The organism is Anaerobacillus sp. (assembly GCF_046314235.1).
GTDB lineage: Bacteria > Bacillota > Bacilli > Bacillales > Anaerobacillaceae > Anaerobacillus.
The window spans coordinates 75,455-96,468 of record NZ_JBKBWN010000013.1; the positions used below are offsets into that span (position 1 = coordinate 75,455).

Below are 21,014 nucleotides of genomic sequence, written 5' to 3' on the forward strand. Positions count from 1 at the left end.
CTAAGTACAAGTTAAAACTCATACTTAGTCAAAAATTTTTAATAATTAGTATCTCATCTCCTGTACTTTTTTGGAAAGAAAACGTAAAAAATGAAATTTACATAAAAGAATAAGATAATAGTTGAAGTTCTAGGGCGTTTTAGGTACGCTGTCTCATAGACTCCAACCCCCTAGTTAGTCTTGGATGGCACAGTATTCCTGCCCCATTGTCTACAACCACCTACTCTGGCTCAGATGGGACAGTGGACCTGTCCCTCCGTCCCACGGCTTCCCGAATTGAACTGACTCCTATCAAACCAATGGCGGAAAAGACAACCGGAATGATGAACCCGTAGAAATATCCATCACCTAAACTAGCTGATCCTGTCGTAAAGCGATCTAATATATTGCCAAAAATGCTAGGTAGCAAGACGGCACTGAGAAATCCTCCTGTATTTGCAAATCCAGAAACAATCCCTGATTCTGAAATCGGAAACGATTGACGAACAACAGCAAACGTAAGGGCACTTGCCCCGAATCCAAAGCCTATGATAAAGAACAGCAATACAAGTATGGGAAATGGCGGATTACCGTTCAATAACAGAAATGTAGACCAACTCATTAAAATAATGATATGGACAATCACATACGGCCGTTTAATGGTTTCCAACCGACTTGAGATCCAACTTGTAAGAGGAGCTCCAATAAGTGCGCCAATTAGACCAATCATAATTAGCTGACTTGCACCAGAACGTGTCATCTCATAAACATTCATTCCATATGGCACTGCCCACGAACTGATAAATCCGAGATACCCACCGACAAGCCCAAAGTGACAGAAAAACAAAGCCCACGCTTGCCGCGTAGAAAATATTCTCCGCAGTAAAACGAATAATTTTTCACGTTGTCTCACGTTTTCGATTACTACAGGAGGGTTCGGAAACAGTTGTTTTGGTTTTTTCACAAGGACAAAGTAAAGGAGAGTACCACAAAAACATATTAGTATTCCTAATAATAAAAATGCTCCCCTCCAGCCTAATAGATGAATCGTGGACGAGAACGGAACCGTAGCCAAAAGAAAGCCGAGGCTTCCTGTCATCCCAGCGACTCCAATTAATCGAGTGAATTCCTTTGAATTAAACCAATGGCTCAAAATTAAGACCATATTAACCCAGATGGTTGCATCCCCGGTCCCCGTAAGAATTCTTGAAAAAAACAGCATTAATTCATGCGTACTAAGGCTGTATATGATAGTACCAATACCTGTAAGGATTGCACCAACAATTAGAAAAAAATTAGGTCCATAACGATCAGCCATAATTCCCATCGGAATTTGCAAACTCGTATAGATAAAAAATTGGATACTTGTCAGTAAGCCAATGGTCGATGCTGTAAGCTGAAAATCCGTCATCAATTGAACTGTAATCAATCCTGGCGCGGTTCTTTGACTCGCCATTAATAAATAAGTAAACATGACAGAAGCAAATACTACCCATCTAAAGCTGCTTTCTCGTTTGTCCAATGACCTCTACTCCTGTTAGGTTTTACTCTAATTATATGAATCTCCTGTATGATGATAACCGGTATTTTCTGAGTTACATAAGTTCACGATCCTTGAAAGGGAAACTCTCCTCACACGTGCTCACAGTCTAGAAGACATGGTTAGCCTTTTCGCCCCAACAATTCTGTTTCTTATCCGGACAGTCCGATAAACCAAGAACAACTCTTGTCTAGTAAAAATTATCGTTTCCCTACCTACCTAATACGTCCCATCTGAACTAAACTTACCCTCACCTTTCAAAAAGCAATCGAAAAATTCAAGCGAAAGCTTGTTAATCAATTTGAGAGTACTCTCTGTGCTTACCATTGATTTCTGCCCGTTGAACATTCGTGTAAAAAATGGACTCGTAAGCGCCAAATCTGTTAGTGTAAAATGGCCGACGCCACTAATATGAACATTAAATGCTATTGGATTGGTATTGGAAAGCAGATGATAATTTTGGGCATATTGTGACCATTCGCCTAAATAAGGCCATGAGCTGTCCGAATACACATTAAGTAAAGGTACGGAGTACTCTTCGTCAGTAAAAACGAACTCATCGTTATTAACGCCAATAATATCAACCATGAATGGCGACTCCAATGCAATAACTGCACTAACATCCTTCCTTATTCTCCCGATGCCAAGTGCTGCAGATCCGCCAAGAGAATGTCCGATAACCCCTATTTTTGTTGTATCTACTAGATTGTATACCTCATCAGATGTATCGTTCATGGCTTGTCCAAGGATGTAATCGATCACAAAATTTAAGTCATCAGTGCGTACCTGCATCCACTTTTGATAAAATTCAAAGCTTTGTTGTTTGTTCAATTTTGCATTCTCAGTCGTTAACTCCTTCATATAACCTTTGTCTAGATATGTAGTTTGGCCATTCTCATCAGTAGTGAATAAGCTATGGAAAGTATGGTCGATTGAGCCTACAACATAACCATGACTTGCGAGTTCATTGAACAGTGTTTCATTGCTTGTTTTCAGTCCTAACCCACCATGCGAAAAGACGATCAAAGGATACGACCTTTCTGTATTTTCAGGGTACCAAAGCCTCACATTCAATTTTCTATTTTCTCCAGTATTGGTATACGTTTCAATTCGGTTTATATCTATGTATGTGCATGTAGCAGTCTTAACCTGATAGTTCCCGGTTGGATTTATCGCTTCATATTGCGGAAATATGATGGAAGGAAGAGCTACGAATATGAAAAGCAGCGTCATTCCAATTGTTTTCATCACAACCCTAACAGGTTTATACGTTCGTTTATCTTCCTTTTTCTTTAATAATCCCACTGCTCCGATGATTGCCAGAGGAAAAAGTACCCCAGCTATGGTGTAATAACGAAAACTCCAGTCAATGACTGACAGCGCGCTAAAAAGCACAAACCCTACAAATGCGATAATTCTAATCATATTTCTTACCTTTTGTTGCATAGACTTTGTCATTATACTGTAAGCAGCAAGTGCCATTTCATTAACAATCAAAACCAAGAGTATTATCACACCCATGTATTTTTACCTCTCCTTTTTTGCAAGGCATCTAGCGAGACGGTCGTTAGTCCATGTTTAGTCATCCAGGCTAGAAACCATGAAGGTACTACCTACCCAAATCACTAGTGCCGGAAGATAGTATAAAACAGCTACTCCTAAATCTGTATTATTTAGAATTTGACTAAAAAAGAAGAAGTTATAGGCGCTTAAAAGGATAAATGTTAGTAAACCTTTTAAATAAGAGCTGCCATAGATGATAAAGCCAATTCCTGGAACAAGTAAGTTAGCAATGATGCTGACACGTCTCTTGAATGCTTTTTGCTCGCTTTTTAACTCATCCACTTGTTTGTTTACTTCCCTCTTAAATGCTTTTAGTTCATCATGTTCCATTTTCTAGTCTCCTTTTTTTGGGATAGGTGCCAGGCACCTTTACGCGGTGATAGGTGCCTGACACCTAATATTTAAATTCCCGGAATTAAGATCGTCGTTTCTATTCCATTTAATATACAATGAAAAGCATAGACAGGTTGATAAAAACCTTTGGAATCTAAATGATAGCTTATCTCTACGCTGTGAATATGCAATGTTTCTATTCTTTTATTTTCAGAGTAAAAATTAAATTTTCCATCGGAAATTTCTTTGTATGCTTCTTGTTCACTCTTTATTTCAACATCCCTTACCTTTTCGTAGGTAATTAAACGATTGTTGAGATTTGTGCAAATTTACGAACTACACCTAGCAAACTACAAATCACCTAACTTAGAGCTAAAAAACGATAACCCACCGTGCAGTGTTTGTCCGACCAATTAACATTATATACCAAAATTATTTGCTAGGCGACAGAAAATTTTATAAGACGACAGGAGCATTTCCCCACTGTACGTTACCTTCAAGATCGCCCTCCTAGGTGCCTGGCACCTATTTTGTATTACCTAACTAGGATGAAACCTGTATAGATATGGTAAAATGAGTTGTCTTTGAAAATTTGTTTTAGCAGGTGTGAGTAGACATGAATTTATTCGAAAAGTTATATACTTTCATTATTTTCTTCGCGGTAATGATCGGGATAATGATTGGACAAGTAGGAGTGATCCAAATGAATGCGGAACACTTTATTGTCCCGTTACTAATAGCGATGCTCTATATTACGTTTTTACAAATTCCAATTGACGAGATTAAACATTCATTTAAAAACACTAAGTTTACGTACACATCGATTGTCATTAACTTTGTATGGACGCCGATTTTCGCGTGGTTCCTTGCCTCACTTTTTTTAGCTGATCATCCAGCATTATATATTGGATTTATCATGCTAATGGTTACTCCTTGTACGGACTGGTATTTAATCTTTACTGGGATTGCAAAAGGAAATGTTTCGTTATCAATGGCAATCTTACCTCTAAATTTGATTTTACAGGTGATCTTGTTGCCAATATTTCTGCTCATTTTTGTTGGTACATCAGGGGTTATAGATTTCGTCTTTCTGTTTGAAAGTATATTAATCGTGCTGTTCATTCCGTTCGTTTTAGCTTTATTAACAAAAATGGTCTTAAGGAACAAGCAAATGTATAGAGATAAACTAATATCAAACCTTAGCGCACTACCCATTATTTTTCTAAGTCTTGCAATCGTAGCAATGTTTGCATCACAGGGCCAACTATTGCTTGATAATTTAGATTTAATGTGGCAAATAACCCTTCCAATTCTTTTATTTTTTATTGTTAATTTCCTCGTCGGTCAAAAGGTCGGTAGATTAATAGGGTTTCAAACGTCCGATAGAGTTAGTTTAAGTTTGACGACGTTAGCGAGAAATTCGCCAATCGCCCTAGCCATCGCGATGACGGCATTTCCTGAGCAACCATTGATCGCTTTAACATTAGTCATAGGTCCCTTGTTGGAATTACCGATTTTGGCGCTAATTAGTCAGGTATTATTATTGATATCAAGGCGTGAAAGTAGATAAAAACGTTGTGCTACCTAAAAGGTGCCAGGCACCTAATCGACTTTAGGTTTCTACCTTGTAAATAGCATCTACAGAAACATTCACTTTCTTCGATTGGGTCTATTGTGTATAGCAAATTTAGATCCGTGTTGGTGAAAGTGAACTTCCATTGGTGCCAGGCACCTTCACTAGAAATTTAATGAATTATCGATGTATTAAACTACTATTATATATAAAAGCTTTTTGTTTGTGCGTTTAGGTTTTATGTAATACAAGTTCGACTTTTGTGCTTAAAATTGAGAATTCAATTAAAAAGGGGCGCGTAATATGTACAATCTATATTGCCGAATGTATCAACTTACATTGAAGGTCGCGGTTAATTTTCTTTCATGGCGTAAACCAGTTTTATTAGAAGGCGAAAATAGCTTAAATCAATTGCCGGAACTTATAAAAAGTAAGGGAATTCAACATGTGCTAATTGTAACGGACAAGGGAATTACAAAGCTTGGGCTCATCGATGGATTTCTTGAAGGGTTAAAATCTGTTGGCACAAATTATGTGATCTATGATCATACTGTGCCTAACCCAACGATTGATAACATCGAAGAAGCGCTTATGCTTTATCAAAAAAACGAGTGCGAGGCGATTATTGCGTTTGGTGGTGGTTCACCGATGGATTGTGCAAAAGGTGTTGCGGCCAGGCTAGCACGCCCTAAAAAAAGCCTGTCACAAATGAGGGGGCAGTTAAAAGTAAGAAAAGAAATTACACCTCTTATCGCGATCCCAACAACAGCTGGGACTGGCAGTGAAGCTACAATTGCGGCGGTCATCTCTAACAGTCAAACCCATGAAAAATATGTTATCAATGACACGGTATTAATTCCACATTATGCTGTCCTTGATCCACTTTTAACAATGAAACTCCCGCCTCATATTACTTCAACTACTGGGATGGATGCGTTAACACATGCGGTTGAAGCTTACATTGGCAGAAGTAACACAAATGAAACAAAGCAATATAGTAGAGATGCGATCCAGTTAATTTTCACAAACCTTTATGAAGCATATTCTAACGGAACAAATTTGACTGCACGAACAAACATGCAAAAAGCCTCGTACTTGGCAGGGCTGGCCTTTACTCGTGCTTATGTTGGCTATGTACATGCAATCGCACACACTCTTGGCGGATTTTATAATGTTCCACACGGTTTGGCTAATGCGATCATCTTACCGCATGTTCTTGAGTACTACGGTGAAACGGTACACAAACCTTTGGCGGAGTTAGCGGATTTGATAGGGATTACCGAAGCCGCTGATACTGAGGAAATGAAGTCAAGGAAGTTTATCGACGCGATAAAAAAGCTAAATGTAGACATGAACATTCCTACTAAGGTTGCTGGGATTATTGATCGAGATATTCCAATTTTGGTAGAACGGGCATTGAAGGAAGCTAACCCTTTTTATCCCGTACCAAAAATTTTGCGAAAAGACGATCTGGTTAAACTCTATCATTTAATTAAATAATCGTTTTGCAAAAATGAATGGCTAGCACCTCTATTATTTTAGTAATTGAGCAAAGTGAAGCCTAGCACCCCAGGTTTCATAGTAGTTTTGTAAAATGCAAACCTAGCATCTCCATATTGTAGAAATAAAAACTTAATTACTTCCGACACTAGAGGATGAATGTATTTCTGTTATAATAGCAGTGATACATAATCAGTTTTTACTTTTAAAAAACGAATATCCCGCTTATAGGAAGGATTAAAACGAATGGCTAATACACATATTTTTTCAAAGGGTGAGGAAATCGCCAATGCCATCATACATGGAATTGGCGTACTTTTAAGCATTGCGGCTTTGGTTATTTTAATTGTCTTTTCATCTTTATATGGAACAGCATGGCATGTTGTCAGTTTTACATTATTCGGTGTTACTATGGTTCTTCTCTACACTTCTTCAACTCTCGTCCATAGCTTCCCAGCTGGGAGAGCAAAAGATGTCTTTGAAGTTCTCGATCATTCTTCTATCTACTTTTTTATTGCAGGGACCTATACCCCTTTCTTATTTATTGCTGTAAAAGGCACCCTAGGATGGACTCTCTTCGGTATCATATGGGGACTTGCGATTGTCGGCACAGTTTTTAAAGCTTTTTTTGTAAAAAGATTTTTGCATTTATCTACTGGATTATATCTCGTATTAGGCTGGATGATCGTCTTTGCTTGGGGGCCACTCGTAGAAACAGTACCTTCGCAAGGAATATTATTTTTAGTCATTGGTGGGGTTTTATATTCAGTTGGGGCGATCTTTTATATGTGGAGAGGATTTTATTATCACCATGCAATCTGGCATGTGTTTGTACTCGCAGCAACGATTATGCATTTTTTCTCTGTGTTAACCTTATTGCCTCAGTAGTGTTATCTTGGTTTAAATAAGGGTACCGTTTAACGCGCGTATCCTTATTTTCGCATGCCCTCTCCCTCGTTTTAGAGCACCCGCTTATGAAAAAAAGAGTTGAGCAATCGCTTATTTAGCAAATGACCAACCCATTGAGTGATTTTTCGGTTAAAATAGTTTGATGTACACTTGAAACTATTTATAAATATCTCCACGGTTTCCAACGGCTTCAATATAAACCACTTGCTCTTGGTGATCAATATTAAAAATCACCCGAAAACTACCAATTCTTAATCTATAAAACTAGCATACCCTTTAAGACTCTTTATATCGCCTTCTGGTGGGATTAATAAAAGTCCTTTTAACCCAGTTACAATTCTTTCTTGAGAGACTTTATCTAATTTAGCTATGAATTTAACTGCGGACTTATGGTAAATCAACTTGTAGTCCGAACTCACGCTTTCCATCCTCCCCAGAAATGTATCCTTCCGAGCTTTCTAACTGCTTAAGTTCTTCTTCGTTCAAAGGTTCATTATCACTTTCTAAATCGTCAATATCTTGCCATGATTTTGGTTTTTTACTCTTTGATCGCTCTAAAAATCACGAAGGAACGTTAGACTAGTGCCAGTTCATTAGCAGCATAATCTTTTAAAAAAAGTTGTTTCTTTTATTCTGGAACTATTAGATTTTTTAAAACAGTAAATTAAGAATTAGTTCATAATTTATAAATTTACTTAAAGGAAGCGGCTATTTCCACTAATTCATCGACTGTATATTTTTCTGTCCCTTCCTCAACACCATGCAAATATACAGTTAAACTATAATTTGATTGATTATCATCCCAAGAAAGAATTTGTGTATGACCATTAAAAAAATATTTGGCATACGTACCATTAATTAGTTGTATTCTTTGTTCGTTTTCACCCGTCATAACGTCTAAAGCTTCTAAACTCGTAATTCGAACTTCAATATTATCATCCTTCGTGAAATAGGATAAAATAATATGAACGTCATTAGGACCATATTCATTTACCTCACCTCGAGAGACTTCTACATCAAATGGTAATCGCGTAGGAAGTTTCACCTTATGGGGAAATTTCTTTATCCCTTCAATATCATTCAAAGCGAGCATATTTGGATCTGAATTATTACAGCCCGTAACAAAAATGATTAATACAAAAAATATTAGTGTAGATAGTTTCATTTTAAAATCCCCCTGCTTTCCATTAGAATTTATAGTTAATCCGCTTCCTCTATACTACTTAAAAATGGTAATTCCTCTTGTTTCTGGTTGACATCTACCTAAAATTTTACTAGATGAGTGGCTTATCCTACCTCAAAAAACTGATTTTTATTAAATCAAAGTTATGATCTTTTCTACTCGAGTAATATTATCTAAGAAGACATTAAAATCGTCATACACATATTTTTGGGAATGAGCAGTATTATTGCGCAACTCTTCAATTGATCTGAAAAAGCGATCGACATCACGCTTTGACAGAAACTCTAGCTTTTCTAGTAATTTTGGCGTTTTTCGAATAATCGTACCTTTATCTGATAGCTGTAAGCATTCAATGAGACCAAGGCCTTCATTTTTTTCTTTTCTTAATTTATAGACTTCATACATCTTTTCCAATCTTCCGAAACTTAAATGCTCTTTCCAGCCTTCTTCTGGATAATGTTCTTTAATTAGTTGCAATAAATTCATCTCTAACAACGAAATCAAACCAAATACTAACATGCGTATCGGTTGTTTTTGTAAATCAGCAACTGTGATTAATTTTTTTACTTGGTTTTTTTCTAGTACAAAAACAGGGTGCTTATCTCTCAAGATTTGTAACAACTCTATTAAAGAAGTTGACTCTGAAACAAGATCGTCCATCTTAAAAGGATGAGTATAATTTGAAATTAATCCCTCACCTAACTCTGATCGCACGATATAGCCAATGACTCGTCCATTACTTTTAACACCGTAATAGTCAAAATCCAGATTTTCCATATTCAACTTTACTTCACTCGCGTCATCTTCCAAGGAACAAGTTTGTACCTCTTCGGCAATTAAATTCACCGAAAGATTATCCGAGTAAATTTCACGAAGAATCGTAAGACTTTTTTTAAAATGTAAAATCGACAAAGTTAAATCCACCTTCCGAAAACAGTTATTAATTTTTTTACAGCTTAGATAATTGTTCAACAAATATAGGCATGGCTTGATTAATGTAATCTACCATATTTCTAATTTCTTCTAAATATTTCCCTTCTGCGTCAGGTGGTGGGACAACTACTGATTTTTGCTCATTTTTATATAGTTCATTAAATAAGAATATTTTCTTACCAAAATGTTCAAGTATATAATCTCTATGTTCTTTTCCCATTCCAACGATAACTGAAAATTCATCCAAAAATTCTTCTTTAAATTGCGTTCTTTCGAAAGTTGATGTCTCTATCCCTAATTCATGCATTCGATCAAAATGAATACTAGAAAATTTATTTAAATCACTTGTTGCTTTAAAACCTGCCGACGATACTTCAAAGCCTGTTAGCTTGTTTTTCTTCAAAAAGTGTTTCAAGCAAAATTCTGCTGTTACGCTCCTAGTGTAATTATCTGTACACAAAAATAGTATCTTCACTTCTTAACTCCTTTTGTTCAATCAAGAATTATCTTTGCTTTGATATTATCAATTACATCTGCAATTTTAACATTTTCGGTGTTTATGTACTCGCCAAATTTATTTTCGTTAAACGCTTTTATACATTTCTCCGTTTGATGAAAACACCAATTACCTTCTTCTTCTCCACGTTTTCTTAGTCTCTCATATATAGTTTCTTTATTTGCGGTCAAACAAAAGTGGTAAGTCTGTTTGTCGATCCTTTTAAATCCATCTAATATGTAATTGAAGTATTCTTGTTTTCTAATTGTCATAGGTACGATTAGGTTCACATTATACTTATTAATTAAAAGCGCTGCTGTAGTAACTGTTAGCTCTTTCCATAAATCCAAATCTTGAAAATCACCAGTTGGGGCTTCAACTTGTTTTATCCCTTTTGGAATTATTGTTCTTAACAAAAATCCGATCTCTTCCGGGTCATAGATCATACTATTTTCTAGTTCTTTCGAAAGTTCATTAGCTATTGTCGTTTTACCTACTCCAAATGCACCGTTTATCATGATAATCATTGTTTAGTTTCCCCTATATTTTTTCTAGTTCAACCTGTTTTTTATCTCCATTTGCATGTAATCCGTATATTCGTCTAACATAAGCCGATCCCATTCTCTAGTTTCGATGGAACCTTCATAAACTTTTAAACTGGTTTTAACGAGATCACGAAACTGGGTAGGAAGAGTTTTAACGCCCCACTCGCCACCCTCTTTTTTTGAACAAATCGCTCCTTCTTGCAAGTAATACAAAACTCTACATAAGTTTAAAATGATATAAACTGGCATATCTACAATCTGATTTTTCGCAAACTCAATATCGTTTACAATCGATTGTATATAAAATTGTTTTGGTACATTGCCAAACACCTTATGAATCTCTTTTCCAACTAAGCATCTGCCTCGATGATTGATAATTGTGATATGGGCGACTAAGTCTTCATCAACACCATTTCCACAAACATACTGATTGTCATTAATATACTTATCCTTGTGGTAATTAGAAAAATGCAATATAAATGGAGTTGGATAGGTGATATCAAGAGCATCCGACTCTAAAATAACACTCATTTCAAAATCCTTCGTTGGCCCCTCTAGACTTAAATCCAATAAAACAGCAACAAGTTCTCTCTTTAATTCAAACGACAAATCGTCCTTCACCACTACTAGAAAATCTACATCACTACTATTCGGATTATAACAATCCATGGCTAAGGAACCATGCAAATAGATGCCTACAAGATTATCTCCTAATAACTTTGAATACTCAAAAACAATACGTTCTAACGACTTTAATTCAGGTGTCATTTTACCGCCTCCTAATCTTTCAATACTGATGCTATATAATGCCTATCTCTCAATTCTGGATACCTTTTTCATCTGCTATTAGTTTTCTGTATTTATATTCAACCATTTTTCATCCCATTGAAAACATACTTCATTATTTTCAGTTTGAACGAAAATAGACTTTGGATATGGTAAGGCAAGTTCAGGCATATTTTCAGTACTAAAAAACTGTAATTCAACAGTTTCTTCATCAACCGGAATAAGCTGCCCACTTTTAATTTCACATTCAAAAACAAAGACACTGTATTCAACTTGATGACCGTTTGGATACTTGTACCGAAAATCTTTACCACCGAAAACACCTAATAACCTCTTAGGAACAACAATTAGACCTGTCTCTTCCCATACTTCACGTACAATCGCTTCAGCCGGTGCTTCTCCAAGCTCAATCGCTCCAGCTGGAAGACTCCATTTTTCACCGTTCCCTTTATTCTGAAATAAAATCTCTCCCTCTTCATTACGAACAATTCCAGCTACGGATGGCATAAAAATTAACTCATTCCCAACTCTCTCCCTAATTTTTTGGTAATACTCAGACATACCCAAAAAAACACCTCGTTTATTTAATAAAAATAAATTAATTTCAAACTAATAAAGCAATAGTTTAACTTTAACATATTTACCCAAATTTTTCGTTAAAACCCTACAAAAGTAATAGATAATGAATTTCAAACCAATTAAATAAAAGATCAATCTCAATAATACATACATTTAATGCACCACAATATAGTAAGCAGATTATTATTGCTAGAGATTGACCGCCCAAAGATAGGGCAAAAGTGAAAAAAAGCGTTACCTTTCCATGAAAAATTGCGATGTATCAATTAAAGAAGAGCTATTCAACCTATAAAAAAATCTACACTACTAATGTAAGGAGAGCTTTGTATTTTTCAAATAATTAAAGAAAATTCTTGGTGGTTATCACTACTGATCGGAATATCAGCAATTATAATCGGATTGTTTCCTTATCCAACTAAATATCTAATAATAGTATTGGTTAACTGGTTTATCGAGCCTACTAACTTAATTATTTTGCTACTGTTAGTTATATTAGTAAAGATTTATTAGGAGGTGATCAAAAATGGGGTTACCACTCTTATACCAACTTGAACAATGTTCATTAGGCGAAAGCCAGCCCAAAAAGGCACACGGTTGGATTCCGCGTGCCCTTTGTTTTAGTAATGAATTTAACTATAGACGACCTCTTTTTGCTCTTTTTCACTAAGACCGAGAGCTTGTGCAGTCGATGTATGAATGTCATGTAGCAGCTCTGGGTTTTCCATTAATGACACACCATAAGAAGGGATCATTTCTTTTAGTTTCGGTTCCCACTCATTTATATGTTGTGGGAAGCATTTATTTAAGACTTCAAGCATAACTTGAACCGCGGTAGAAGCTCCTGGAGAAGCACCTAGTAATGCAGCGATTGAGCCATCCGCGGCACTAACAACCTCCGTACCAAATTGAAGCGTACCTTTTCCACCTTCAGGGGTATCTTTAATCACTTGTACACGTTGGCCAGCTACAACTAAATCCCAATCCTCACTTTTAGCGTTCGGGATAAACTCACGCAACTCTTCCATGCGCTTTTCTTTTGATAAGACAACTTGCTCAATTAGGTACTTTGTCAATGACATCTCTTTTGCGCCAGCTGCCAACATCGTGATGACATTATTCGGTTTGACAGAAGTAACTAAATCGAACATTGATCCTGTTTTTAAGAATTTGGGTGAAAAGCCTGCAAATGGTCCAAATAGCAAAGATTTTTTGTTGTTAATAAAACGTGTGTCAAGATGCGGAACAGACATTGGCGGAGCACCAACCTTAGCTTTTCCGTATACTTTTCCATGATGCCGCTCTACAACAAACGGATTATTACATACCATGAACATTCCACTTACCGGGAATCCGCCAATTCCTTTACCTTCAGGAATACCTGATTTTTGCAGTAAATGCAGGCTTCCTCCCCCACCACCGATAAATACGAATTTTGCAGTATGACGTTCAATTTCACCTGTAGCCATATTCCACACTTTTAATTCCCACAAGCCATCGCTCGTTCGTTTAATATCATCAACACAATGATTGTAGTTTATCTCAACATTTTTATTCTTTAAATGCTCAAATAACATCCGCGTTAACGCACCAAAGTTGACATCAGTTCCAGAAACAATTTTGGTTGCTGCGATAGGTTGATTTGGAACACGGTCTTGCATAACGAGTGGAAGCCACTCCATCAGTTTTTCAGGGTCAGTTGAAAATTCCATCCCATGGAACAGAGGATTGTTTGACATCGCATCAAAACGTTTTTTTAAAAACGTTACATTTTCTTCGCCTTGCACTAAACTCATATGAGGCAATTGTCTAATAAAATCTTCTGGGTTGTTAATTAAATTGGCGTTCACTAGATAAGACCAAAACTGCATAGAAACCTGGAACTGTTCGTTGATCTTTATCGCTTTACTAATATCTACAGATCCATCTGGCTTTTCGACTGTGTAGTTTAGCTCACAAAGTGCGGCATGCCCCGTACCAGCATTGTTCCATTCGTTAGAGCTTTCCTCTCCAGCGTTTGCGAGTTTCTCAAATACTTTGATTTCCCATTCCGGTGCCAACTCTTTTAGTAATGATCCCAAAGTCGCACTCATAACTCCGGCACCAATTAAGATAACGTCTGTTTTAGTTTGTCTTTTGCTCATCTTTACCCTTCCTTATACCCTTATATTTGCAAAAAAGAGTAAGCGCTCACACTGCGGCGTTTCACCAAGTAGAGGCCCGACCTAATTCTCGATCAATTTTTAACTAATCATAGTTTATCAGAATTTTTCATAGATTAAAACATTTTAACTGTGATTATGTTATTAATATTTTAAAAAAACAATAAAAAACTGCTTTGCATTATCTACTTGCAAGTTGTAAGGCGAATAACCACAATGACAGTTAGCCTTCGGACTTAGTGATTAAAAGGGCAATCAAAAAAAAGGATAGCTCAGCAGATTGTAACCTACTGACCTATCTTATTTGATGTATTAGCATTACGAAGAGTTTAGAACCTGTGTAAAAATTTGTTTACTTCCTTTGGTGACTTCAAAATGATTATTTGTTTATCATTAGACAATTGTTTCAGTTGCTCTAAAATTTGAGGCCTGCTCTTTGTAGGGAATTGCCATATCCATTTAAAAAACTCTGGGTCGAATTTTTCTTTGCAGCCCTTTCCCATATCCGGTCTTGTTTTATTTCGGTATTGAACCATCCTCTTAAATGCGCGAAAGACGCAGATTGTTTTCGAAATATCTAAAAAAATGATTGTATCAGCAGCATTTAATCTTATCTCCATTGTCCCACCATAGTTACCGTCAATTATCCACTCTTCTTCTTTAACTAATTCATTTTGAACTTTTCTTTGCTCGTCTTTCGGTACCCCGACCCAATTCGGTTTCCAAAATAGAACATCTAGATGATAGACTTTTCTTTTTAACTTTTCACCTAGTTTCCTTGCTAACGTCGACTTTCCAGAACCACCCGAACCAATAATTACAATTTTTTTCATTTTAACCCCCTAAAGGTGATCGCTTTAATTCTCAGCACTACGCATTTCTATTAATGACTTTAGCTAACCAAAATATATATTGCTTGTACTACCGAACACTCTAGTTCATCAGTTTTTCCAAAATCACAGGAACTAGTGTGCTTTGATTTCGATTTACTAGACTGAATTTACCACTTATTAGGAGTTAGTGTCCTCGTACTTCGATTTACCGGACTGGTTTTTCCACTTATTAAGAGTTGATGTCCTCATATCTCGATTTACCGGACTGGTTTTTCCACTTATTAAGAGTTGATGTCCTCATATCTCGATTTACTAGACTGAGTTTACCACTTATTAGGAGTTGATGTCCTCATATCTCGATTTATTAGACTGCGTTCACCATTTATTAGGAGTTCGTGTCCTCATACCTCGATTTACTAGACTGGTTTTTCTACTTATTAGGAGTTGATGTCCTCATACCTCGATTTACTAGACTGATTTTTCCATTTATTAGGAGCTGATGTCCTCATACCCTGATTTACTAGACTGAATTTACCACTTATTAGGAGTTAGTGTCCTCTTACTTCGATTTACCGGACTGATTTTTCCACTTATTAGGAGTTGATGTCCTCATACCCTGATTTACTAGACTGGTTTTTCCAGTTATTAGGTGTTAGTGTCCTCATACCCTGATTTACTAGACTGGTTTTTCCACTTATTAGGAGTTGATGTCCTCATACCCTGATTTACTAGACTAGTTTTTCCACTTATTAGGAGTTGATGTCCTCATACCCTGATTTACTAGACTGGTTTTCCCACTTATTAGGAGTTGATGTCCCGAACCTCGATTTATTAGACATGTTTTACCATATATTAGGACTAGGCGTCCTGATATATCAATTTACGAGACAACGTCTCCCATAAATTTAGAATTTACTTTGCCGCGATTTAAATTTTCCTTGGTTAATTATCTATATTTTTTAGGATTATGGAAAACTTAAATAACTATAGAAACATTCCAATAGACGACTCTGTTTCTTTTTGGAATTCGAACCCAAATTCTTTATACAATTTCATTGCTCTTTCGTTAGCACTCCAAACCTCAATTTTCACTTCTAAGACCGGCAATTCTTGAAAGTGGGCTAAGCCTCTAGTAATAAGCTCCTTAGCTATCCCTTTTTTTCGCCAATCATTTAGGACAAACAAATCTTCAACCCAGCCGTATGGTGCATTAGGATCTTCTTCATTAACCCACAGCATAATATTACCAACAATCTCACCATTATATGTCGCTGCAATAGACTTCCAGCCCTTTTTCTGTTTTAATTCCTTAATCATTTCAATACTATATCCTGAACGAAATACATTTTTATGTACATCAATTAATCTAGTAATCTCGTTATCCGAATTTAATGGGAGACTCACATAGTGGATCTCATCATTTTTACAATTTACCATATAAGGTTCAGTACCCATTTGTAGTCCAATAATATGCATTCCTTCATCATGGACAAAGCCTTCTTTTGAACAATAATAATTAATACTTTCTATGTCATTCGAAAAGCAGCAATTATATACTCGTACAACTTGGTCAGGGTTTTCACTCTTTATTTTATTTGCTTCCGCCATTAAAGTATCAAATATACTATCTTTTATTTGCGTATTATGCTTTTTTTCATATATCTCCATCTCGATAAAAATATCTAGTCGAGAGTAAGTATAGATATCTGATGGTTTTGAAGCATAAATCCAGCCTTTACCTAACACATTATTCTTTTCATCAATTGCATGATAGACATTTCCATTTTCTCCTTGTACCACTGACATTTCCACGTTATTCAACCCCCGTACTTTCAAGATTTAGGTTTTTATTGATTCGCTACTTAAACAGAACACTTCAGCTAATTCTTCTCAATAAACTCTTCTATACTTTCCAGATTTTTTCATTAATCACCTTTAATACATTTTTGTAAATATTTAGCTTGTATTTATTATCACATTTAGCCCACAAAAAAAATAGGTAAAATTCAATTGTAATTGTTTTTTACCACAATTATTAATGATCTTTCTTTAAAATAACTATTCACATGATCAGCTAGGTTAATCATAATTAGGCTTATCCTGAATAAACTGAAAAAAAACGTGCTGAAAGGTCGGAGCGATATTGTGGAATTATCCAATCATGCCTACTGGTCAAATGAATCCTTATAACTATATAGGATACAATCCACCAACCTCTACTAATCCCTATCCAAAATTCCCTCAGATTGATTCATCTGCTTTTTTAAGTCCTTTTACTTTCATTATTGGCGACATAATCATTCAGAATAATGTTTATATCGCTCCTTTCGTAAGTATACGTGCAGATGAGGGAAGCCCATTCTTCATTGGTAGTAATTCAAACATACAGGATGGTGTAATTCTTCATGGTTTAAAAAAACAGTATGTGACAGTAAACAATCGAAATTACTCGATCCATATTGGGAGAAGAGTTACTTGTGCGCACAATTCAATCGTCCACGGCCCTTGTCTCATTGAGGATGATGTATTTGTAGGTTTTCAATCTACCGTTTTTAATGCTTATATAAAAGAAGGCAGCTTTATTTCTTCGGGGGCGGTTGTAACGAATGGTGTTACCCTTAAGCCGAACAGCTTTGTTCCACCTGGAGCTAGTATTGACACACAGGAAAAAGCAGATAAACTTCCCTCGGTTCCTATAGACAAAGAGGAGTTTGCAAAGATTGTCCAAAAAGTTAATCAGGAATTTCCTACGTCCTATTCCCTGCTATTTGGCAAAAATAGATGTTCTTGCGGGGTAGCTTGGTAGTCCATCTACCAAGCTACTAAATCTATTTCGAAATTAGTAACGTATGAACAGATCCCACCATATACTTCCTTGTCGATTTAACAAAAACAACGATAGAAAAAGATAAATAGTGTATCTAACGTTCCTCTCCGACTTTAGCAACTCCTAAAGCTAGGTTTTCCCAAAGTAAGCTTTCTACCTTCTCTACGAGTTCATTTGAACACTCAATAACTAAAACCACTTCTGACTTTTTGCCTTTTATCACTCTTTTTCTTTTATGAATTACTTTTATAATAATGTAGTCAATCAAAAAGCCAACAATAAAGCCTACTGCAGCACCAATTAATCCCCAAAAAATTGGACCCCACTCTAATACAAAACCGACACTAGCCCCGATAACGGAAAATGCAGTACCGATTGCCGCTCCCTTATCAAATAAACTAATCCCATCTGCCCGATGAAGAGTATCAAACAACCTTCGCTCTTCTGCTCGATTATTGAGTGGAACAGCAAGAATTTTATCTTTCTTAACTCCAGCTGCTTCTATCGATGTACATGCGCTTTATACCGACGTTCTTTATTCGTAGTAATAAAATTATTCATGTTGGTTTCCCTCAACTTCTTAAAGGCTATTTCTTAAAAATTATTTTGCTGCTTTTTAGCGATTTTTCTTATAACGCCAATGACTCCTCTTGTAACTAAGGATTTAAACGTAATACTGACAATAGTGTGGTACCATTTCCACCCCTTATCCCATTCGATTAAATTTGTCTTTTTCACTGCCAACCATTCAATAATAGAAGCAGGGACTGTAAAGAAAATTAATTTATACAAAATGGCAATCGGTTTGTCTTTTTCAGTCACTTGATTATATAAGACTGTAAATGTAGGATAGATCAAAAAGTCAAATAGGATATGTGTTTTAAAAACTTTCGGAAAATAACGAACTGGATATTTAACTATTTTGTACGACGTAATGAAATTGTCAATAATGCCATTGGTGACAGCATTAAATAAATAAACCAATACCCAATCTTTAATCGGTGGTTTTCGAAACAATAAGAACAGCAAACTACCTGATGTTACTATAGTCAGAACACGTAAGACTAACTTGTTATATCTTGTCCCAAACACAAAGCATTCTCCTTCCTTACCTTAGAATGCTCCGAAACATGGAATTCATTACTCTTTTTTACCTTTTTTGTTTTCGGTGCCCGTTTTTTATAGGTGCCAGGCACGAAAACGTTTCGGTGCCTGGCACCTTTAGATTAATTGCTCAGCTCAACCCATTTCTCCATCACTTCATCTAGCGCTTTACTTACTGTTTCTTTTTTACAGTACAATTTATTAAGCTGTTCATAATCTAGCCCAAATTCAGTCATAGCAACATCAATTTCTTTTAGTTCTTTTTCTAGACTTTCAAGCCTCAGTTCAACTTTAGCTACATCTGCTAGCTTCTTTTTACTAGGTTCGTCTGTAGATTTCGGGATTTTTTCATTTTTTACAATTGGTTCTGTTGGTTGCCATGGACTCATGACAGTTTTTGCAGCCTTAAAGTCATCGTAATTACCAAGATAACTTTTAAAAGCTTTATCCTCTAACGCGATCAGTCTTTCACTCATTTTATTAATAAAGTATCGATCATGAGAAATGAAAAAGATTGTTCCTTTAAAATCTTCTAGCGCTTCCTCAAACGTTTCTATTGAATGAATATCTAGGTGATTCGTCGGTTCATCAAGGATTAAAAGATTTACGTCTTCATAAAGGAGCTGACTTAATTTAAGTCTAATCCGCTCTCCTCCTGACAAATGCTTTACTTTTTTAAACACACTATTTCCAAAAAACATGAATTTAGATAAGTACTCCCGTGCTTTTCCTTCCATAATGAAAAAATCTTCCCGAAAGCATTCGAGCACTGATAGCTCCTCATTTTCAAAAATGATATTCTGCGGCAAATAACCTACCTTCACGTTAGCGCCCAATTCAACGACGCCTGTATCTGGGTGATCTTCACCTAGTAACATTTTTAAAAATGTCGTTTTTCCACTCCCATTTGCACCGATCAGTGCTGCTCGTTCCCCATAATTGATTAGTAGGTTTGCATTCTTAAAAATCACTTTATCATCATAGCTTTTCGTAACCCCGATCGCTTTGATCGTCTCATTACCTGACCGCTCTGTAGGCTTAAAACTGAGTTTCATATTCTTTTTCTCAAACATCGGCTTCTCAATTCGTTCCATCTTTTCAAGCTTTTTTTTGATGCTTGCAGCCCGTTTAAAAAACTTATTATTATCCGCTCTCTGTGCCCAATCTCGCAAATCTTTTACTGATTTCTCCATCGCTTTGACCTGCTTCTGCTGTTCTCTATAATTTTCAAACTGGATGAGCATTCTTTCTTCTTTTTCCTTAACAAAAGCGGAATAATTGCCTTTGTATGTTTCGCATTCCATATCCTCGATTTCGATAATTTTTGTCACAACATGATCTAAAAAATAGCGATCATGAGATACGATGATGACGATCCCTTTATACGAATTCAAATAGTCTTCAAGCCATTCAATCGATTCCATATCGAGATGATTCGTTGGTTCGTCTAGCAGCAGGATGTCTGGATTTTCAATTAAGATTTTCCCTAGATTGACACTCGTTTTTTCCCCACCACTTAAAAGTTGGAAATCTTTATTTAAGAAGCTGTCAGAGAAATTTAATCCCTTACAAACCTTGCTTAATTTCTCTTCTACCTCGTATCCACCTTTCACTTCGAAAAGTTGCATTAATTCGCTGTATTGCTTTAAAACTTTTTCCAAAGCTGGCCCTTCTAAAGCTTTCATTTTTAGCTCAAGATTTCGCATTTCAGTTTCAATAGTAAAAACTTCAGTAAACGCTGAGTTCAAAATATCAATCACCTTCAAACCGTGATGATCTTGGGGAACTTGCTCAAGGTAAGCGCTTGTCGCAGTTCTTGGTAGTGCAATCATCCCTTCATCATAACCAAGAGTTGAAGTAAAACCTGGGTGACAGTTTAGCGTCTCGATCCCTGCGATTAATTTTAGGATTGTACTCTTTCCGCTGCCATTCGCCCCGACAATTCCTACCTTTTCCCCTTCATATACTTGAAACGTGATATTTTTTAAGATTAGCGTTGCATCCATGTATTTTTTTACACCGTTTAATGATAGTTCAAACATATAAATTCCCTCTTTCATAGTTAAATACGCCCGTTATGGAGAGGTTTAAAGATTATTTCGCGCAAAAAAACTGTAAGAAGCGAATCTTCCTACAGTCCAAATAGCCATTATTCATATATAAGCGATTTGC

Annotated in this window: 19 protein-coding genes and 1 pseudogene; 4 read left to right on the forward strand and 16 right to left on the reverse strand. The window is 36.1% G+C overall.

Annotated features, from left to right (window positions below):
- Positions 1-220: 220 nt before the first annotated feature.
- The 3 genes from ACK4M9_RS16925 to ACK4M9_RS16935 all read right to left on the reverse strand — a co-directional run bounded on the left by ACK4M9_RS16925 (position 221) and on the right by ACK4M9_RS16935 (position 3,412).
- On the reverse strand, positions 221-1,501 hold the full coding sequence (locus tag ACK4M9_RS16925; RefSeq protein ID WP_409853100.1) for an MFS transporter: 1,281 nt from the start codon (positions 1,499-1,501) through the stop codon (positions 221-223).
- 237 nt (positions 1,502-1,738) lie between these two features.
- On the reverse strand, positions 1,739-3,040 hold the full coding sequence (locus tag ACK4M9_RS16930; protein WP_409853103.1) for an alpha/beta hydrolase family protein: 1,302 nt from the start codon (positions 3,038-3,040) through the stop codon (positions 1,739-1,741).
- Positions 3,041-3,097: 57 nt separating this feature from the next.
- Positions 3,098-3,412: a hypothetical protein gene (locus tag ACK4M9_RS16935; RefSeq protein WP_409853106.1), complete on the reverse strand. Its 315-nt coding sequence runs from the start codon at positions 3,410-3,412 to the stop codon at positions 3,098-3,100.
- A gap of 619 nt (positions 3,413-4,031) precedes the next feature.
- On the opposite strand from ACK4M9_RS16935, the gene ACK4M9_RS16940 reads away from it, so the two are divergent.
- The 3 genes from ACK4M9_RS16940 (at position 4,032) to trhA (ending at position 7,376) form a co-directional block, all read left to right on the forward strand.
- The gene (locus ACK4M9_RS16940) at positions 4,032-4,985 is read left to right on the forward strand and encodes an arsenic resistance protein (protein ID WP_409853109.1); all 954 of its coding nucleotides are present in this window, start codon (positions 4,032-4,034) and stop codon (positions 4,983-4,985) included.
- A gap of 306 nt (positions 4,986-5,291) precedes the next feature.
- Positions 5,292-6,488, forward strand: coding sequence for an iron-containing alcohol dehydrogenase (locus tag ACK4M9_RS16945; protein ID WP_409853112.1), 1,197 nt, complete (start codon positions 5,292-5,294; stop codon positions 6,486-6,488).
- A 246-nt stretch (positions 6,489-6,734) separates the two neighbouring features.
- Positions 6,735-7,376, forward strand: coding sequence for a PAQR family membrane homeostasis protein TrhA (gene trhA, locus ACK4M9_RS16950; protein ID WP_409853114.1), 642 nt, complete (start codon positions 6,735-6,737; stop codon positions 7,374-7,376).
- Between the two features lie 177 nt (positions 7,377-7,553).
- Here the strand turns inward: trhA and ACK4M9_RS16955 are convergent.
- The 10 genes and pseudogenes from ACK4M9_RS16955 to ACK4M9_RS17000 all read right to left on the reverse strand — a co-directional run bounded on the left by ACK4M9_RS16955 (position 7,554) and on the right by ACK4M9_RS17000 (position 16,717).
- Positions 7,554-7,816 (reverse strand): annotated as a pseudogene (locus tag ACK4M9_RS16955) (type II toxin-antitoxin system RelE family toxin).
- Positions 7,817-8,088: 272 nt separating this feature from the next.
- On the reverse strand, positions 8,089-8,562 hold the full coding sequence (locus ACK4M9_RS16960) for a hypothetical protein (protein ID WP_409853117.1): 474 nt from the start codon (positions 8,560-8,562) through the stop codon (positions 8,089-8,091).
- A 150-nt stretch (positions 8,563-8,712) separates the two neighbouring features.
- Entirely contained in the window at positions 8,713-9,492 is a 780-nt protein-coding gene (locus ACK4M9_RS16965) for a hypothetical protein (protein WP_409853120.1), read from the reverse strand.
- Positions 9,493-9,529: 37 nt separating this feature from the next.
- A complete protein-coding gene (locus ACK4M9_RS16970; protein ID WP_409853123.1) occupies positions 9,530-9,988 on the reverse strand; it encodes an arsenate reductase/protein-tyrosine-phosphatase family protein in 459 nt (152 codons plus the stop codon).
- Positions 9,989-10,005: 17 nt separating this feature from the next.
- On the reverse strand, positions 10,006-10,536 hold the full coding sequence (locus ACK4M9_RS16975) for an AAA family ATPase (RefSeq protein ID WP_409853126.1): 531 nt from the start codon (positions 10,534-10,536) through the stop codon (positions 10,006-10,008).
- Between the two features lie 24 nt (positions 10,537-10,560).
- A complete protein-coding gene (locus tag ACK4M9_RS16980) occupies positions 10,561-11,322 on the reverse strand; it encodes an aminoglycoside adenylyltransferase domain-containing protein (protein ID WP_409853129.1) in 762 nt (253 codons plus the stop codon).
- 78 nt (positions 11,323-11,400) lie between these two features.
- Positions 11,401-11,907, reverse strand: coding sequence for an NUDIX hydrolase (locus ACK4M9_RS16985; protein WP_409853131.1), 507 nt, complete (start codon positions 11,905-11,907; stop codon positions 11,401-11,403).
- 641 nt (positions 11,908-12,548) lie between these two features.
- Positions 12,549-14,060 carry a malate:quinone oxidoreductase gene (locus ACK4M9_RS16990; RefSeq protein WP_409853132.1) on the reverse strand — a complete coding sequence of 504 codons (1,512 nt, stop codon included), beginning with the start codon at positions 14,058-14,060 and terminating at the stop codon, positions 12,549-12,551.
- Positions 14,061-14,407: 347 nt separating this feature from the next.
- Positions 14,408-14,911, reverse strand: coding sequence for a DNA topology modulation protein (locus ACK4M9_RS16995; protein WP_409853135.1), 504 nt, complete (start codon positions 14,909-14,911; stop codon positions 14,408-14,410).
- Positions 14,912-15,895: 984 nt separating this feature from the next.
- Entirely contained in the window at positions 15,896-16,717 is an 822-nt protein-coding gene (locus tag ACK4M9_RS17000) for a GNAT family N-acetyltransferase (protein WP_409853223.1), read from the reverse strand.
- 337 nt (positions 16,718-17,054) lie between these two features.
- Between ACK4M9_RS17000 and ACK4M9_RS17005 the strand changes: the two genes are divergently transcribed.
- Complete coding sequence (locus ACK4M9_RS17005) at positions 17,055-17,717, forward strand: LbetaH domain-containing protein (protein ID WP_409853137.1); 663 nt, start codon at positions 17,055-17,057, stop codon at positions 17,715-17,717.
- Between the two features lie 115 nt (positions 17,718-17,832).
- Here ACK4M9_RS17005 and ACK4M9_RS17010 read toward each other — a convergent pair whose 3' ends face one another.
- The 3 genes from ACK4M9_RS17010 to abc-f form a co-directional block, all read right to left on the reverse strand.
- Positions 17,833-18,171, reverse strand: a complete 339-nt coding sequence (locus tag ACK4M9_RS17010) for an inorganic phosphate transporter (RefSeq protein WP_409853140.1) — start codon at positions 18,169-18,171, stop codon at positions 17,833-17,835.
- A 161-nt stretch (positions 18,172-18,332) separates the two neighbouring features.
- A complete protein-coding gene (locus ACK4M9_RS17015) occupies positions 18,333-18,830 on the reverse strand; it encodes a CBO0543 family protein (RefSeq protein ID WP_409853142.1) in 498 nt (165 codons plus the stop codon).
- Positions 18,831-18,964: 134 nt separating this feature from the next.
- Entirely contained in the window at positions 18,965-20,884 is a 1,920-nt protein-coding gene (gene abc-f, locus ACK4M9_RS17020; protein WP_409853145.1) for a ribosomal protection-like ABC-F family protein, read from the reverse strand.
- Positions 20,885-21,014 lie beyond the last annotated feature (130 nt).

What these genes read in the sequence shown, in the direction of transcription:
- ACK4M9_RS16980 (WP_409853129.1), bottom strand. Translation starts at nt 11,322, where the DNA reads ATGACACCTGAATTAAAGTCGTTAGAACGTATTGTTTTTGAGTATTCA.
- ACK4M9_RS16945 (WP_409853112.1), top strand. Translation starts at nt 5,292, where the DNA reads ATGTACAATCTATATTGCCGAATGTATCAACTTACATTGAAGGTCGCG.
- ACK4M9_RS17000 (WP_409853223.1), bottom strand. Translation starts at nt 16,717, where the DNA reads ATGTCAGTGGTACAAGGAGAAAATGGAAATGTCTATCATGCAATTGAT.
- ACK4M9_RS16940 (WP_409853109.1), top strand. Translation starts at nt 4,032, where the DNA reads ATGAATTTATTCGAAAAGTTATATACTTTCATTATTTTCTTCGCGGTA.
- ACK4M9_RS16935 (WP_409853106.1), bottom strand. Translation starts at nt 3,412, where the DNA reads ATGGAACATGATGAACTAAAAGCATTTAAGAGGGAAGTAAACAAACAA.
- ACK4M9_RS16930 (WP_409853103.1), bottom strand. Translation starts at nt 3,040, where the DNA reads ATGGGTGTGATAATACTCTTGGTTTTGATTGTTAATGAAATGGCACTT.
- ACK4M9_RS16990 (WP_409853132.1), bottom strand. Translation starts at nt 14,060, where the DNA reads ATGAGCAAAAGACAAACTAAAACAGACGTTATCTTAATTGGTGCCGGA.
- trhA (WP_409853114.1), top strand. Translation starts at nt 6,735, where the DNA reads ATGGCTAATACACATATTTTTTCAAAGGGTGAGGAAATCGCCAATGCC.
- ACK4M9_RS16995 (WP_409853135.1), bottom strand. Translation starts at nt 14,911, where the DNA reads ATGAAAAAAATTGTAATTATTGGTTCGGGTGGTTCTGGAAAGTCGACG.
- ACK4M9_RS16975 (WP_409853126.1), bottom strand. Translation starts at nt 10,536, where the DNA reads ATGATTATCATGATAAACGGTGCATTTGGAGTAGGTAAAACGACAATA.
- abc-f (WP_409853145.1), bottom strand. Translation starts at nt 20,884, where the DNA reads ATGTTTGAACTATCATTAAACGGTGTAAAAAAATACATGGATGCAACG.
- ACK4M9_RS16960 (WP_409853117.1), bottom strand. Translation starts at nt 8,562, where the DNA reads ATGAAACTATCTACACTAATATTTTTTGTATTAATCATTTTTGTTACG.